Annotated in this window: 15 protein-coding genes; 8 read left to right on the top strand and 7 right to left on the bottom strand. The window is 71.0% G+C overall.

All coding sequences use genetic code 11. The features are described from left to right. On the top strand, nucleotides 1–1,317 hold the full coding sequence (sufD, locus tag PKE85_RS05750; RefSeq protein ID WP_271203818.1) for a Fe-S cluster assembly protein SufD: 1,317 nt from the start codon (nucleotides 1–3) through the stop codon (nucleotides 1,315–1,317). Nucleotides 1,318–1,391: 74 nt separating this feature from the next. Here the strand turns inward: sufD and PKE85_RS05745 are convergent, their stop codons facing one another. Next, nucleotides 1,392–1,988, bottom strand: a complete 597-nt coding sequence (locus tag PKE85_RS05745; protein WP_271203817.1) for a PilZ domain-containing protein — start codon at nucleotides 1,986–1,988, stop codon at nucleotides 1,392–1,394. Between the two features lie 114 nt (nucleotides 1,989–2,102). Then, a complete protein-coding gene (locus PKE85_RS05740; protein ID WP_271203816.1) occupies nucleotides 2,103–2,729 on the bottom strand; it encodes a PAS domain-containing protein in 627 nt (208 codons plus the stop codon). Between the two features lie 423 nt (nucleotides 2,730–3,152). Here PKE85_RS05740 and PKE85_RS05735 point away from each other — a divergent pair, with 423 nt between their 5' ends. Both PKE85_RS05735 and PKE85_RS05730 read left to right on the top strand, forming a co-directional pair. Further along, nucleotides 3,153–3,584: a CBS domain-containing protein gene (locus PKE85_RS05735; protein WP_271203815.1), complete on the top strand. Its 432-nt coding sequence runs from the start codon at nucleotides 3,153–3,155 to the stop codon at nucleotides 3,582–3,584. A 121-nt stretch (nucleotides 3,585–3,705) separates the two neighbouring features. Beyond that, entirely contained in the window at nucleotides 3,706–4,230 is a 525-nt protein-coding gene (locus tag PKE85_RS05730) for a DUF3060 domain-containing protein (protein WP_271203814.1), read from the top strand. A gap of 49 nt (nucleotides 4,231–4,279) precedes the next feature. Here PKE85_RS05730 and thrS read toward each other — a convergent pair whose 3' ends face one another. From thrS to PKE85_RS05715, 3 genes are read right to left on the bottom strand one after another with little or no spacing between them, the layout of a single operon-like run. Further along, entirely contained in the window at nucleotides 4,280–6,286 is a 2,007-nt protein-coding gene (thrS, locus tag PKE85_RS05725; RefSeq protein ID WP_271203813.1) for a threonine--tRNA ligase, read from the bottom strand. A 57-nt stretch (nucleotides 6,287–6,343) separates the two neighbouring features. Next, a complete protein-coding gene (yidD, locus tag PKE85_RS05720; RefSeq protein WP_271204081.1) occupies nucleotides 6,344–6,682 on the bottom strand; it encodes a membrane protein insertion efficiency factor YidD in 339 nt (112 codons plus the stop codon). Between the two features lie 2 nt (nucleotides 6,683–6,684). Further along, entirely contained in the window at nucleotides 6,685–7,122 is a 438-nt protein-coding gene (locus PKE85_RS05715; RefSeq protein WP_271203812.1) for an iron-sulfur cluster assembly scaffold protein, read from the bottom strand. A 181-nt stretch (nucleotides 7,123–7,303) separates the two neighbouring features. Between PKE85_RS05715 and folE the strand changes: the two genes are divergently transcribed. The 3 genes from folE to PKE85_RS05700 all read left to right on the top strand — a co-directional run bounded on the left by folE (nucleotide 7,304) and on the right by PKE85_RS05700 (nucleotide 9,778). Further along, the gene (gene folE / locus PKE85_RS05710; protein ID WP_271203811.1) at nucleotides 7,304–7,960 is read left to right on the top strand and encodes a GTP cyclohydrolase I FolE; all 657 of its coding nucleotides are present in this window, start codon (nucleotides 7,304–7,306) and stop codon (nucleotides 7,958–7,960) included. A gap of 238 nt (nucleotides 7,961–8,198) precedes the next feature. Continuing rightward, complete coding sequence (gene hisI, locus PKE85_RS05705; RefSeq protein ID WP_271203810.1) at nucleotides 8,199–8,660, top strand: phosphoribosyl-AMP cyclohydrolase; 462 nt, start codon at nucleotides 8,199–8,201, stop codon at nucleotides 8,658–8,660. A 98-nt stretch (nucleotides 8,661–8,758) separates the two neighbouring features. Further along, complete coding sequence (locus tag PKE85_RS05700; RefSeq protein WP_271203809.1) at nucleotides 8,759–9,778, top strand: patatin-like phospholipase family protein; 1,020 nt, start codon at nucleotides 8,759–8,761, stop codon at nucleotides 9,776–9,778. Nucleotides 9,779–9,799: 21 nt separating this feature from the next. Here PKE85_RS05700 and PKE85_RS05695 read toward each other — a convergent pair whose 3' ends face one another. Beyond that, nucleotides 9,800–10,207 carry a hypothetical protein gene (locus PKE85_RS05695; protein ID WP_271203808.1) on the bottom strand — a complete coding sequence of 136 codons (408 nt, stop codon included), beginning with the start codon at nucleotides 10,205–10,207 and terminating at the stop codon, nucleotides 9,800–9,802. Between the two features lie 82 nt (nucleotides 10,208–10,289). Next, nucleotides 10,290–11,597: a DUF3616 domain-containing protein gene (locus tag PKE85_RS05690; protein WP_271203807.1), complete on the bottom strand. Its 1,308-nt coding sequence runs from the start codon at nucleotides 11,595–11,597 to the stop codon at nucleotides 10,290–10,292. Nucleotides 11,598–11,735: 138 nt separating this feature from the next. Here PKE85_RS05690 and PKE85_RS05685 point away from each other — a divergent pair, with 138 nt between their 5' ends. Then, on the top strand, nucleotides 11,736–12,407 hold the full coding sequence (locus PKE85_RS05685; protein WP_271203805.1) for an HAD-IA family hydrolase: 672 nt from the start codon (nucleotides 11,736–11,738) through the stop codon (nucleotides 12,405–12,407). Beyond that, nucleotides 12,407–13,150 carry an ATP12 family chaperone protein gene (locus PKE85_RS05680; RefSeq protein WP_271203804.1) on the top strand — a complete coding sequence of 248 codons (744 nt, stop codon included), beginning with the start codon at nucleotides 12,407–12,409 and terminating at the stop codon, nucleotides 13,148–13,150. The genes PKE85_RS05685 and PKE85_RS05680 overlap by 1 nt, the downstream gene beginning before the upstream one ends.

The following is a 13,150-nucleotide window of genomic DNA, read 5'->3' as shown; positions in this document are numbered from 1 at the left end:
ATGAACGCTGACATCCGTCCCATCCGCACCGCGGCGGAGACCGCGCTCGGCGACCTGTTCGCCAGCGTGCGCGACGCGCTGCCCGGCGGCCGCGCCGTTTCGGCGGCGCGCGAGCAGGGCTTCGCCCCGATCGCCGCGCGCGGGCTCCCCAGCCGCCGGGTCGAGGAGTGGAAGTACACCGATCTCCGCGCGCTGATGCGCGTGGCGCAGCCGCTGTCCGGCCCGCCTTCGGCCGCCGACATCGCGGCCGCCCGCGCGCTGCTGCCGTTCGCCGAGGTCGAGGCGGCGCGGGCGGTGTTCGTGAACGGGGCTTACGTGGCCGAACTGTCCGATCCGCTGGACGGGCTGGAGGGCGTCAGCGTCCGCCGCCTGCCGGACGCGCTGGAGGCCGGCGGCGGCGCGGTGCTCGCGCCCTTCGGCCTGCCCGAGGGCGAGCCGGCGGCGGGCCTCAACGCCGCCTTCGTGGGCGACGGTCTGGTGATCGAGGTCGCGGCCGGAGCCCGGCCGGACAAGGCGCTGCATGTGGCGAACGTCCAGGTGGGCGTGGGCCACGCCGCCTATGGCCGGGTGGCGGCCACGCTCGGCGCCGGCGCCGCGTTCACCCTGATCGAGAGCCATGTGGGCGACGCGGGCGCGCACCAGACCAACGGCCTCGTGTCGCTTGATCTGGCGGACGCCGCCGAGCTGACGCTAGTGAAGCTGCAGGACGAGGGCCTCGCCACGCTGCATCTGGCGACGCTGACCGCCCGTCTCGGCGCCCGGACGAAGCTGTCCTCGCTGGCGCTGTCCGCCGGCTCGGCGGCCGCCCGCCAGCAGCTTTTCGTGAGCTTCGAGGGCGATCACGCCTCCGCGGAGCTGACCGGGGCGGGGTTCGCCGGCGCCAAGCGGCATCTGGACACCACGCTGGTCGTCACCCACGACGCGCTTCACTGCGCCAGCCGCGAGCACTTCAAGACCGCGCTCGACGGGCAGGCCCGCTCGGTGTTCCAGGGCAAGATCGTGGTCAAGCCCGGCGCCCAGAAGACCGACGGCAAGATGATGGCGCAGGCGCTGCTGCTGTCCGAGGACGCCGAGGCGGACGCAAAGCCCGAGCTGGAAATCTTCGCCGACGACGTGGTCTGCGGCCACGGCGCGACGGTCGGCGCGCTGGACGACGAGCTGCTGTTCTACCTCAAGGCGCGCGGCATCCCGCAGGGCGAGGCCGAGGCGCTTCTGGTGCGCGCCTTCGTGGGCGAGGTGCTCGAGGGCGTCGAGGACGAACCCCTGCGCGACGCCCTGCTGGACCGCGCCGCCCGCTGGCTCGTCGCCCGCGACTGAGCGGCGGCGGACGCCTGAATGAAAACGGCCCCGTTCGGGGCCGTTTTCATGTGACGCGAGACGGGTGGCTGCGTTCAGCCGAACTGTTCGGTCAGAGCTTCGAGGCTCTGTGTGCGGGCGAACTCGACCGCGACGCCGTTTTCCAGATGGCGCACGATCCGGCCGGCGGTGCGGCCCACCATGACCGGCGATCCGATCGGCGGCTGCAGCCCGATCATGATCGCAGCGCCCGACAGCGACACGTCGATCAGGCGGCATTCATGCACGACGCCGTCCTCGGTGGTCAGCGTGGAGCGCGGATTGCGCGGGATGAGGCGTTCGTGGCGCCGGTCCTCCGGCAGGCCGAGCAGGTGGCGGTTGGCGAGCCAGGTGAGCTGGGCGGCGAGCTTCTCGCGCTTGCGCGGCGTCGCGCGCACCGTCATGGCGAAGCCGTTGGGAATAAGCCGGACCATGGAGCCTTCGACGCGGCCGATGTGGTCCAGATAGACGATGACCCGTTCGCCGGGCTGTGCCGCTACGGGGGCGATGAGCGAGAGGCCGCCGGGCGACATGTCCACCGACTGGCACGGATATTCGCGGCGCGTCGACAGCATGTAGCGGCCGAGCAGGGCCACTTTCACGCGTTGGTGCCGCCGTCGCTCGTCGGCGAGCTGCGTCTTCACAGCGAACATTCGGAAGGCACCCCGCCTACGCCCCAAGCGGAGGGCGAGCCGCCCACCGCATCCATCGCGAAATCTAAACAGTCGCGGTTAACGCGCCGTAACTCCCCCGTCAGCTTGGCGGCCTCAGCGGCCGCCGTCCAGCACGAGAAATCGGCCGATGCGTCGCGCCGCGCTCAAGGCGCCGCCGCCGAGCGTGTGGAGCGGCGGGGTCATCGGCGGCGCCCGGTCCGGCGTCGGCGCGAAGGCGCGGCGGCGTCCCGTCGGCCAGATCATCCGCAGCGACGTCATCTCGAACCGGGTGACGGGGCAGGCCCCGAGCCAGTGGGGGGTCTCCACCGGAGCGAGCGCGCCGAGCAGGCGGGCGTGGGTGCGCCCGCGATGGCGCAGCGGCAAAATGCAGAGCTCCAGATCCACGCGCCGGGCGAGGTCGGTCCAGCCAACGGCGCCGATCACCGCCGCCGCGGCGTCGTCGGCGACGTTCTGCGCGGTGTCGACGATGGTGCGCCGGTCGGGATCGGTCCAGAGGTCGGCGAAGGCTTCGTCCTTCAGCTCATGGCCCACGAGATCGCAGACGCGCGAGCCGGCGAGGCGGAACGGGAAGCCGCGGCGCGGGTCCATTTCGAGGATGAAGGTGTCGCTGAGAATGGAGCGGATGCCGCCCGGATCGATGTCCGACCGTTCGGGCGCCGCGCGGGCCCCACGCACGTCGTTCCAGTAGGCGAACAGCTCCCGCGTCGCGACCGCCTTCATGGTTCCTCCGTCCTGTTCTGGCGCCGATCCGTGCCAGAGCGGCACGAACGGCGGCGTCAAACCGTCGTTAACCTTCTCCTGAGCAGGGCGCGTGCCAGCGCGGCGGGGACGGCGCAGGGGCTGAGGCCGCCTCAAGACTTCGTCGGTCCGGCGAAGTCGCCCTGGCCTTACGGGCGCCGCTGTTCAAGGAAGGTCTTGGCGGGGCTTCATTTTGTCTTGCCGCCCGTCAGAGGTGTTGGCTTCGCCGGAAGGTGATGCGACGGACGGCGCATTGTCTTCTCCACGCCGCGCCCTTCATGATGCAGGGCAAGGGCCGCGGGACGGCCTTCATCTGAGCGTTTCGGACCGACGCCTCCCGCCGGCCCCTCGCGAACGAGGCCGGTCCGCCGCGTCCGGTCCGCAAAAACGCCAAGGGAGGCATTCATGACCGTCGCACGCATTCTCGCCCTCAAGGGCGCCGACGTCGTCACCGCGGCGCCCCATCGCCGGGTGGCGGACATCGTCCGGCTGCTGGCGGAGCGACGCATCGGCACCGTGGTCATCGCCGGCGCGGACGGCGCCATCTCCGGCATCATCTCGGAGCGGGACGTGGTGCGCGCGCTGAGCACCCACGGCGCCGCGGCGCTGGAGGAGCCCGTGTCCGCCTATATGACCCGCAAGGTCGTGACGGTGGGCGCCGAGGAGACGATCGAGGAGGTGATGGACCGCATGACCGAGGGCAAGTTCCGCCACGTGCCGGTGCTCGAAGGCCGCCGCATCGTGGGCATCGTGTCGATCGGCGACGTGGTGAAGCACCGCATCGCCGTCGTGGAGGCCGAGGCCTCCGCCATGCGCGACTACATCGCCACGGCCTGACGCGAGAGAGGCCACGGCCCGACGAAGTGGCGTCGCCGCCTCGCCCGACGCGGCGACCCATGGCGACGTGGAGGCGAGCGGCGCTCCGGCGGCCGCCTCCGCGCGACGACGCAGGAGCAGCATGTCCGGTTTGAAACGCATGGTTCTGGCCGCCGGCCTTCTGGCGGCGGGGCCGATCGGGTTCGCGTCGGCCGAGGAGTTGAAGATCGAGGGCGTCGGCATCAGCCGCGACCTGGTCTGCGCCGAAGGCGACGAGGTGGGCGTCTATGGCGCGGAGAACGAGGTCCGGATCACGGGCCCGTGCCGTTCGATCGTGGTTCACGGCTCGAAGCACAAGGTGACGTTCGAGACCGCAGGCTCGCTGGAGGTCTCCGGCTCGGAGAACTCCGCCAAGGGCGGCGAGGTGGAGAAACTCGCGGTCAGCGTCGATCAGCAGACGGTGGAGGCGACCCTGCGCGCGAGGAACGGCGCGGCGGAGGCGGTGATCGCCGGCGTCGAGCACAAGGTGACGCTCACCGTCGCGAGCGCCTCCCGTCTCACGGTGAACGGCGTGAACAACGCGGTGAGCTGGGCCGCGGCTAAGGGCGCGCCGGCCCCGGCCGTGTCCTCCGGCGGCGCCGGCAACCAGGTGACCCGGCGCGGGTGAAGGTTCCGCCGGTCCGCGCCCGAAGGCGCGGACCGGCTTTCCTGTCGCGTCAGAGGTCGAGCGCGGCCTCGGCCGTGTCCGGCAGGCGGCCGATCGCGGGCGCTGAGGCCGAAGCCGCCCGCTTCAGGTCCGGCGGCGTCGCCTCGTCCACCAGCGTGGCGAGGGCGGCGTCGAGCGACATGGGCGTCTGGTGCTGCGAGCCGAGGCGACGGATGGAGACCGCGCGGGTCTCCGCCTCCTTCTTGCCCACCACCACCAGAACCGGCGTCTTGGCGAGCGAATGCTCGCGCACCTTGTAGTTGATCTTCTCGTTCCGGATGTCGAGATCGACCCTGAGGCCCGCCTTGCGCAGCTCCGCCGCCACTTCCGCGGCGTAGGCGTCGGCCTCGGAGGTGATGGTGGTCACCACCGCCTGCACCGGCGCGAGCCAGAGCGGGAAATGGCCGGCGAAATGCTCGATCAGGATGCCGGTGAAGCGCTCCAGCGAGCCGAAGATGGCGCGGTGGATCATCACCGGGGCATGTTTCTCGCCGTCGGCGCCGATGTAGAACGCGCCGAACCGCTCCGGCAGGTTGAAGTCCACCTGGATGGTGCCGCACTGCCAGTCGCGGCCGATGGCGTCGCGCAGCACGTATTCGAACTTCGGCCCGTAGAACGCGCCTTCGCCGGGGTTGATCGCGGTGGTGACGCGGTTTCCGTAACGCGCCGAGATTTCGCTCAGCGCGTCGGTCATCACCTGCTCGGCCCGGTCCCACAGCGCGTCCGAGCCGACGCGCTTCTCGGGCCGGGTGGAGAGCTTCAGCACGATCTGGTCGAAGCCGAAATCGGCGTACATGCCGAGGATCAGCTCGTTCAGGGCCAGCGTCTCGGCCATGAACTGCTCGTCGGTGCAGAAGATGTGCGCGTCGTCCTGGGTGAAGGCGCGCACCCGCATCATGCCGTGCAGCGCGCCGGACGGCTCGTAGCGATGCACGATGCCGAACTCGCCCATGCGGATCGGCAGCTCGCGGTAGCTGCGCAGGCCGTGCTTGAAGATCTGCACATGGCCCGGACAGTTCATGGGCTTGATGGCGAACACGCGCTCGTCTTCCGTCTCGGTGACGAACATGTTCTCGCGATACCAGTCCCAATGGCCGGAGGTCTGCCACAGCGAATGGTCGAGGATCTGGGGCGTGTTCACCTCGACGAAGCCGGAGCCGGCGGTCTGGCGGCGCGAGTAGCTGATCAGCGTCTGGAACAGGGTCCAGCCCTTCGGGTGCCAGAACACCGCGCCGGGGCCTTCCTCCTGGAAGTGGAACAGGTCCATCTCCCGACCGAGCCGGCGATGGTCGCGCTTTTCGGCCTCCTCCAGCATGTGGAGATAGCCGTCGAGCCCGGCCCTGTCCGGGAACGCCGTGCCGTAGATGCGCTGGAGCATGGGGTTGTTCGAGTCGCCGCGCCAGTAGGCGCCGGCCACCTTCATCAGCTTGAAGGCGTCGCCCACCTTGCCGGTGGAGGTCATGTGCGGCCCGCGGCAGAGGTCCATCCACTCGCCCTGGGCGTACATCTTGATGGACTGGTCGGCCGGAATGGCGTCCACCAGCTCCACCTTGAAGTTTTCGCCCCTGGCGGCGAAGAAGTCCTTGGCCTGATCGCGGCTCCAGACCTCCTTCGTGAACGGCCGGTCGCGCGCGATGATCCTGCGCATCTCGGCCTCGATGGCGGAAAGATCGTCGGTGGAGAAGGGCTCCGCGCGGGCGAAGTCGTAATAGAAGCCGTTCTCGATCACCGGGCCGATGGTGACCTGCGTCTCCGGCCACAGCGTCTGCACCGCTTCGGCGAGCACATGGGCGCAGTCGTGGCGGATGAGTTCGAGCGAACGGGGATCGTTGCGGTCGAGGAATTCGATGCGGACGTCGCGCTCGATCGGGTCGGCGAGATCGACCACCACGCCGTCGAGCGCCATGGCGACGGTGCGCTTCAGCAGCGATTTGGAGATCTGGCCGGCGATGTCGGCGCCGGTCACGCCGGCGTCATAGGATTTCTGGGCGCCGTCGGGGAAGGTGACGATGGGCATGGGAGGCTCCGCTCAGTCGCTGCCTACGAGTGCAGGTAAGCGTTCAGGATCAAAGGCTTAAGGGCGCTCGCGCGCCGCTTGTCCGGTGGTGGGCGCGCAGCCGAAGGCCGACCGCCGCGCGTAGCGCCACGGCCTAGACCACGACGCGCCGGAAGGCAACGAATCCAGCACGGGGTCGAAACCGTCGCCGCCCCACGGGTGGCAGCGGCAGACGCGCCCCGCCGCCATCCAGCCGCCGGCCCAGGCCCCGTGCCGGGCGATGGCCTCGTCGGCGTATTCGGAGCAGCTCGGCATATAGCGGCAGTGGCGGCCGATCAGCAGCGACAGCGAGTAGCGATAGGCCAGGATCGGCAGCCTGAGCGCGGAGGCGACAGGCGCGCGGGGAGAGAGGGGCAGGGTCACGCCGCGCGCTGCTTCTCGATCTGGTCGAGGGCGTCCACCACCGCGTCGAAGGTGAGCAGGGTGGAGGCGTGGCGGGCCTTGTAGTCGCGCACCGGCTCCAGCACCTTCAGGTCGTCCCACTCGCCGTCCGGCGCCGGGCCGTTCTCCTTCAGCATGCGGCGCATCGTCTCGCGCACCTGCCTCAGTTCCCCGGCGGTGCGGCCCACCACATGCCGCGCCATGACGGAGGACGAGGCCTGACCCAGCGCGCAGGCGCGGACCTCGTGGGCGAAGTCCGTGACCTTCTCGCCGTCATAGGCGAGGTCGATGGTCACGGTGGAGCCGCACAGTTTGGAATGGGCGGTGGCGGTGGCGTCCGGCGCCGCGAGCCGGCCGAGCCGGGGGATGTCGGCCGCCAGTTCGAGAATGCGACGGTTGTAGATATCGTCGAGCATGGCTGCTTTTTTCGTGCTAAGGGCCTGCGTTCGAAGGCTCGATTGTTCCGACGGTTTCAGGAACTATATAGTTTGCGGCCGCAGCCGTCGCCAATGGCCCGTCGCGAGACGGCGTCCGGGCGGGGCTCGACACAGGCCGCGCAAGTGTTGGGGGGCGTGAAGCCCCGCCGAGAGGAAGCTCATGGACGCTGTCGTTCAGCACCCGTTTGCCCGCGTTCCGATCCCCGCTCCGAAGCCCCAGCCGGCGCCGCAGCGCAAGCCGTCGCGCGAGGAGGCCGAGGCCGCCGTGCGCACGCTGATCGCCTGGGCCGGCGACGATCCCACCCGCGAAGGGCTGCTGGACACGCCGAAACGGGTCGTAAAGGCCTATGAGGAGCTGTTCGCCGGCTACGGCATGAGCGCCTCCGAGGCGCTGGAGCGGGTGTTCGAGGATGTGCAGGGCTACGACGACATGGTCGTGCTTCGCGACATCCCGTATTTCTCCCATTGCGAGCACCACATGGTGCCGTTCTACGGCAAGGCCCATGTGGCCTACTACCCGTCGAACGGCGTTGTGGGCCTGTCCAAGATCGCCCGCGTGCTCGACGTGTTCGCCAAGCGCCTGCAGACGCAGGAGGCGCTGACCGCCCAGATCGTCGAGGCCATCGACGACAATCTGAAGCCGCGCGGCGTCGCGGTGATGATCGAGGGCGAGCACATGTGCATGTCCATGCGCGGCATCCACAAGCAGGGCGTCTCCACCGTAACCACCCAGTTCACCGGCGTGTTCCGGGACGATCCGGCCGAGCAGGTGCGCTTCATCACGCTGGCGCGCGGCGGCGTCGCCTCGCCGCGCTGATCCGGTTCGGGATGTCGCCGAACGTCTGATTCAAGCTCGCGTCACGCCCGGCGAAGCCGGGTATCCACGACTGGGACACGAAAGCCCAAGCGTCCCAGTGGTGGATGCCCGAGACAGGCTCGGGCATGACGAGGGGGTCAGGCGCGAGACAGGTTTTGATCGTTTCGCTGCTTCTTTCTGTTTCGGAACGGCGCGCCGCCCAGCGCGCCGTTTGTCTGTCGCACGGAGGTCCGCCGCCATGTCCGCAGCGCCGTCGCCGTTTTCCGCCCGCGGCTCCCATGCGGAGATCGAGGAGGGCGTGGCTTTCGCGCCGAAGTTCGACGAGCACGGCCTGATCGCCGCCATCGTCACCGACGCGCAAGCCGGCGGCGTGCTGATGTTCGCCTATATGAACGCCGACGCGCTGACGGCCACGATCGAGACTGGGGTGGCGCATTTCTGGTCACGCTCGCGCAAGGCGCTGTGGCGCAAGGGCGAGACCTCCGGCCACGAGATGAGCGTGGCGGAGCTCCGGGTCGACTGCGATCAGGACGCCATCTGGCTCGCCGTCCATGTGGCGGGGACCGGGGCGGCCTGCCACACCGGCCGCAAATCCTGCTTCTACCGGGCGCTGCCGACTGGCGCGCCCGCGGACGGCGCGAAACTTGCGTTCGTGCAGGACGAGCGGTTGTTCGATCCGGCGAAGACCTACGGGGCCTGACGTCTCCCGACGCTAAGCTGTCGCACAACGCGCTTAAAGCGCGGGCGAGGCGGGCCTTCGTCCCCCGGTTCGTCCGTCGCGCCGCCGCGAGGTCCTGCGTGTTTCCCAACCTCCACTTCCGCCGTCCGCCCACCGTCGCCGTCACCGAGGACGCCGACGCGCCCGAGCCGGCTGGGGCGCAGCGCCCGTCCTTCGCGCTGGCGCTCGGCGGCGGCGCCGCGCGGGGCTGGGCCCACATCGGCGTGCTGAGGACGCTGGAGGCGGCGGGCTACGCGCCCGACATCGTGGCGGGCACCTCCATCGGCGCGGTGGTGGGCGGCTGCTGGGCCGCGGGCCGGCTGGACGAGCTGGAGGCCTGGGCGCGCTCGCTCACGCCCCGGCGCATGTTCGGCATGCTGGACGTGCGGCTGGCCGGCGCCGGGCTGATCGCCGGCGGGCGCCTCCGGGCGCAGCTCGAAACCCATCTCGGCGATGTGGCCATGGAGCAGCTGCCCTGCCGCTTCGTGGCCATCGCCACCGAATTCGGCGCCGGTCACGAGGTGTGGCTGGGCCGGGGCCGCCTCTCCACCGCGCTCAGGGCGTCCTATGCGCTTCCGGGCATCTTCGAGCCGGTGCGCATCGGCGGGCGCTGGCTGATGGACGGCGCGCTGGTCAATCCGGTGCCGGTGTCCGCGGCGCGGGCGCTCGGCGGCCGCATGGTGCTGGCGGTGAATTTGCAGACGGAGGTGGCGGGCCGGGGCACCGTGATCCAGGCGCAGGAGGAGCCCCACGACGAGCCCGAGCCGGAACCGGCGCCGGACGCCGCGCCGCGGTTCCGCCGTCTGCGGCTGCGGCGGGGGCGGCGGTCTGCGGAGGAGCGGCCGCCGGTGGGCGTCCATGCGCCCCAGCCGGGCGCGCCGGGCCTGCCGGCGATGCTGGTGGACGCCTTCAACATCACCCAGGACCGCATCTCGCGCTCTCGGCTCGCGGGCGATCCGCCGGACGTGATGGTGAGCCCGCGGCTCGGGCGCATCGGCCTGTTCGAGTTCCACCGCGCCGACGAGGCCATCCGCCTGGGCGCAGAGGCGGCGGAGAAGGCGCTGCCCCAGATCGAGGAGGCGATGAGGGCGCTCGCCTGAGCGCCCTCATCTTCAGGACCGTTATTCCGCGTCGGTCTCGACGTAGATGGTCTCGACCGGACCCACGGTCACCGTGCCGCCGGACGAACCGCCGCCGGACGAGCCGCCGGTCACGCCGCTGAAGTCGAAGCCGCCGCCGGACACGCCGCCGGTGACGCCGCTGAAGTCGGCTCCGCCGCCGCCGAAGGTCACGCCCGGCAGTTCGATCGAGAACAGGACCGTCGACACCATGCCGGGGATCATGTCTTCGGCGTGCAGGGGGTCATAGGCGACGGATTCGCCGGTGGCGTTCACGCCTTCCTGGAACGTGTCCCAGTTGAAGCCGCCTTCGCGGGTGACCTCGCCGTAACCGGCCTCTGGGCCCATGAAGCCCCAATAGCCCTCGGCGGCGTAGATGGACTCGGACGCGCCATCGTCAAACAGCTGCATCGCTTTCGCTCCGTGCTCGTTATCGATGGCGGTAATTATTGTCCTTTGATCAACGATGTGCAGCCTACGAAAGTCTTATGCGTCACCAGTGCTCCGGCAGCTCGAACACGTCCGCCAGCGCGCCGTCGCCGTCGATCAGCACGCGGTCGGCGGCCGGGGTGTCGTAGGCCACCACCAGCGCCGGCGGATCGCCAGGCTTCAGCGGAATGAGGGTCGCGCCCTCCGCATGGTCGACGCCTTCGCCGAACGGCATGTCCAGCACGCGCTCCACCTGCGCCCGGGGCACGATGGAGGACTCCTGGCTCGCCAGCGCGCCGCGCCAGCGGTAGAGCCGCACCGGGCCGTCGAGGTCCATGGTGGGGCCGGCGAGCAGCACCGCGTCCTGACCGTCCAGCATCAGCGAGCGCACGCCGAGCCCGTCGAGGTCGAGGAAGTGCTTGGCGTAGAGCGCGCCGTCCTCGTCCACCGGCTGCAGCTTCAGCGCGCCGGAGCGCTTGGCTTCGAACCGCAGCTCCAGCACCACGGCCCAGCCGCGCAGCACCGGGCCGCGCAGGCCGAGGAACACCCGCTCGCCCCGCACGGCCACGCCCTCGATGTCGAGCCCGTTGTCCTTGGACGGCGTGCGCATGAAGGGGCCGAGATGCACGTCCTTCGCCAGCAGGCGCGACAGCGCGCTGTGCTTGCGTCCCATGGCCACGCAGCCCGCCTTGCGCTTGGGCGAGGAGCCGTCGAGGGCGGGGGCCTTGCGCGCCAGCTCCGGCACGCCCGGCCGGTCGCCGGCCACGAGCGGAATGCGCCCCAGCAGGAAGCGGTTCGCCTCCCGCACCACCTCCGTCAGCCGCGCCAGCGCCTCGTCCGGCTCCTGGCCGCGCTTGGGCTTGCGCCGCTTCAGGCTGTGCGAGCCCACCACCCAGAGGTAGCCGTCGGCGATGGAGAGGCCTTCCACGTCCGCCTCTTCGTCCTCTCCGTTGGGAAAGTCGAAGAAGTCGTTCAGGTGGAAGCGCTTGTGCCCGCCATAGCCGATGATGCGGCCGTCGTCGCCGCGCTCCGCGCTCAGCCGCTCCAGCGCCGCGCCCTCGTCGGCGCCGATCCACAGGCCCTCGCCGTCGCCGGTGGAGATCAGGGCGGACAGATCCTGATGGATCTCCTTCTCCGCGTCCTCCGGCGCGTCGTGGAAGCGCAGCGGCAGGGCGGCCGTCAGCCGCGCCTTTCGGGCCTCCGCCGCCTCACGGGCCAGAGCGTTGAACGTTTCGCGGTCCACGCCAAGCGCGGCTGCGGCGACGTTCGGGTCCTCGCCCGCATCCACGTCGCGCAGGGCCGCGGCCACCGCCTTGCGCCGGGCGAATTCGGCGGCGGCGGGCGAGGCGGGAGCGATGTCGTCCAGCGCCATGGGAGCTCCTTGAAAGCGTCACGGTCGAGGCCGACACAATAGGGCGGCGCGCCGCCCGGACCACGCGCGGCTTGTGCGGCCCGGCCCGCGGCGGTATCCCGGCGCCGGAGAGGCAGGGTTCGGAAGGATTGAGCGGCGATGCTGGTTGTGTTCGACGTGGACGGCACCCTGCTCGACAGCCAGCACGGCATCGTCGCCGCCATGACCGAGGCCTACGAGAGCCACGGCCTCGACGCCCCGGCGCGGGAGCATGTGGTCTCCATCGTCGGCCTGTCGGTGCCCGAGGCGGTGGCGCGCCTGAGCGCGGGCTTCGACGACCATCCGCTTGAGGCCATCGGCGCCGCCTTCCGCGCCTCGTTCATGCGCGCCCGCCAGGCCGAGCCCCACGCGGACCCGCTCTATCCCGGCGCGCGGGAGACGCTCGAAGCCCTCGCGGCCCGGCCCGGCGTGACGCTGGCGCTCGCCACCGGCAACTCCCGCCGCGGGGTGGAGCGCTTCCTCGACACATTTGAACTTCGCGGCCTGATCGCCGCCAGCCGCACCGCGGACGACGCGCCGTCGAAGCCCCATCCGGCCATGATCCGCCAGCTCTGCGACGAGCTGGGCTTCAGCCCCGAGGCCACTGTCATGATCGGCGACACCACCTTCGACATGCTGATGGCGCGGGACGCCGGCGCGCGCGCCATCGGCGTCGGCTGGGGCTACCACCCGGCGGACCGGCTGCACGCGGCCGGGGCGGAGGCCGTGCTGTCCCGCTTCGACGAACTGGTCGCTGCGCTCGGGCTTCCCGAGCCGGCGGAGGCGGCGTGATGGCTGGCGCGACGGAGCAGCCCGGTTTCGGCGATCGCCCGGCGGCGCCGAAACGGTTCTATAAAGCGGCCGAGGCTCTGGAGCGCGACGGCCTGTTCGTGATCGCGCTCGACGGCCGCGTCGCCCGCACGCCGGGCCGCGAGCCGCTGGCCTTCGCCCGGCGCGCGCTGGCCGAGGCGGTGGCGGCGGAATGGAGCGCGCAAGGGGAGTTCATCGAGGCGGCCACCATGCCGCTCACCCGGCTCGCCAACGCCGCCATCGACGGCGTGGCGCGGGAGGCCGCGGCGGTGGCCGAGGACGTGGTGAACTACGCCGGCAGCGATCTGGTCTGCTACCGGGCGGAGGAGCCGCCGCGGCTGGTGGCCCGGCAGGCGCTGCACTGGGACCCGGTGCTGGCTTTCGCCCGCGACGATCTCGGCGCCCGCTTCGTGCTGGCGGAAGGCGTGATGTTCGTCACCCAGAGCGACGACGCGCTGGAGGCGGTGCGCCGCGCCACGCCCCGGGACGACGCCTTCACGCTGGCGGCGCTGCACGCCATGACCACGCTCACCGGCTCGGCGCTGATCGCGCTCGCGGTGCTGCGCGGCGGCCTGACGCCCGACGCCGCCTGGGCCGCGGCCCATGTGGACGAGGACTGGAACGCGGAGCTCTGGGGCGCCGACCACGAGGCCGAACAGCGCCGCGCCCGGCGCTGGGCCGAAATGCGCGCCGCCGCCTTCATGATGGGCGTGGCCGGCGACTGA

The sequence above is a fragment of the Methylopila jiangsuensis genome, from assembly GCF_027922305.1.
GTDB lineage: Bacteria > Pseudomonadota > Alphaproteobacteria > Rhizobiales > Methylopilaceae > Methylopila > Methylopila jiangsuensis.
This window is presented reverse-complemented; position numbering and strand designations above follow the sequence as displayed.

Excerpts from the sequence above, each read along its gene's own strand:
- sufD (WP_271203818.1), top strand. The coding sequence starts at position 1 with ATGAACGCTGACATCCGTCCCATCCGCACCGCGGCGGAGACCGCGCTC.
- PKE85_RS05745 (WP_271203817.1), bottom strand. The coding sequence starts at position 1,988 with ATGTTCGCTGTGAAGACGCAGCTCGCCGACGAGCGACGGCGGCACCAA.
- PKE85_RS05740 (WP_271203816.1), bottom strand. The coding sequence starts at position 2,729 with ATGAAGGCGGTCGCGACGCGGGAGCTGTTCGCCTACTGGAACGACGTG.
- PKE85_RS05735 (WP_271203815.1), top strand. The coding sequence starts at position 3,153 with ATGACCGTCGCACGCATTCTCGCCCTCAAGGGCGCCGACGTCGTCACC.
- PKE85_RS05730 (WP_271203814.1), top strand. The coding sequence starts at position 3,706 with ATGTCCGGTTTGAAACGCATGGTTCTGGCCGCCGGCCTTCTGGCGGCG.
- thrS (WP_271203813.1), bottom strand. The coding sequence starts at position 6,286 with ATGCCCATCGTCACCTTCCCCGACGGCGCCCAGAAATCCTATGACGCC.
- PKE85_RS05715 (WP_271203812.1), bottom strand. The coding sequence starts at position 7,122 with ATGCTCGACGATATCTACAACCGTCGCATTCTCGAACTGGCGGCCGAC.
- folE (WP_271203811.1), top strand. The coding sequence starts at position 7,304 with ATGGACGCTGTCGTTCAGCACCCGTTTGCCCGCGTTCCGATCCCCGCT.
- hisI (WP_271203810.1), top strand. The coding sequence starts at position 8,199 with ATGTCCGCAGCGCCGTCGCCGTTTTCCGCCCGCGGCTCCCATGCGGAG.
- PKE85_RS05695 (WP_271203808.1), bottom strand. The coding sequence starts at position 10,207 with ATGCAGCTGTTTGACGATGGCGCGTCCGAGTCCATCTACGCCGCCGAG.
- PKE85_RS05690 (WP_271203807.1), bottom strand. The coding sequence starts at position 11,597 with ATGGCGCTGGACGACATCGCTCCCGCCTCGCCCGCCGCCGCCGAATTC.
- PKE85_RS05685 (WP_271203805.1), top strand. The coding sequence starts at position 11,736 with ATGCTGGTTGTGTTCGACGTGGACGGCACCCTGCTCGACAGCCAGCAC.
- PKE85_RS05680 (WP_271203804.1), top strand. The coding sequence starts at position 12,407 with ATGGCTGGCGCGACGGAGCAGCCCGGTTTCGGCGATCGCCCGGCGGCG.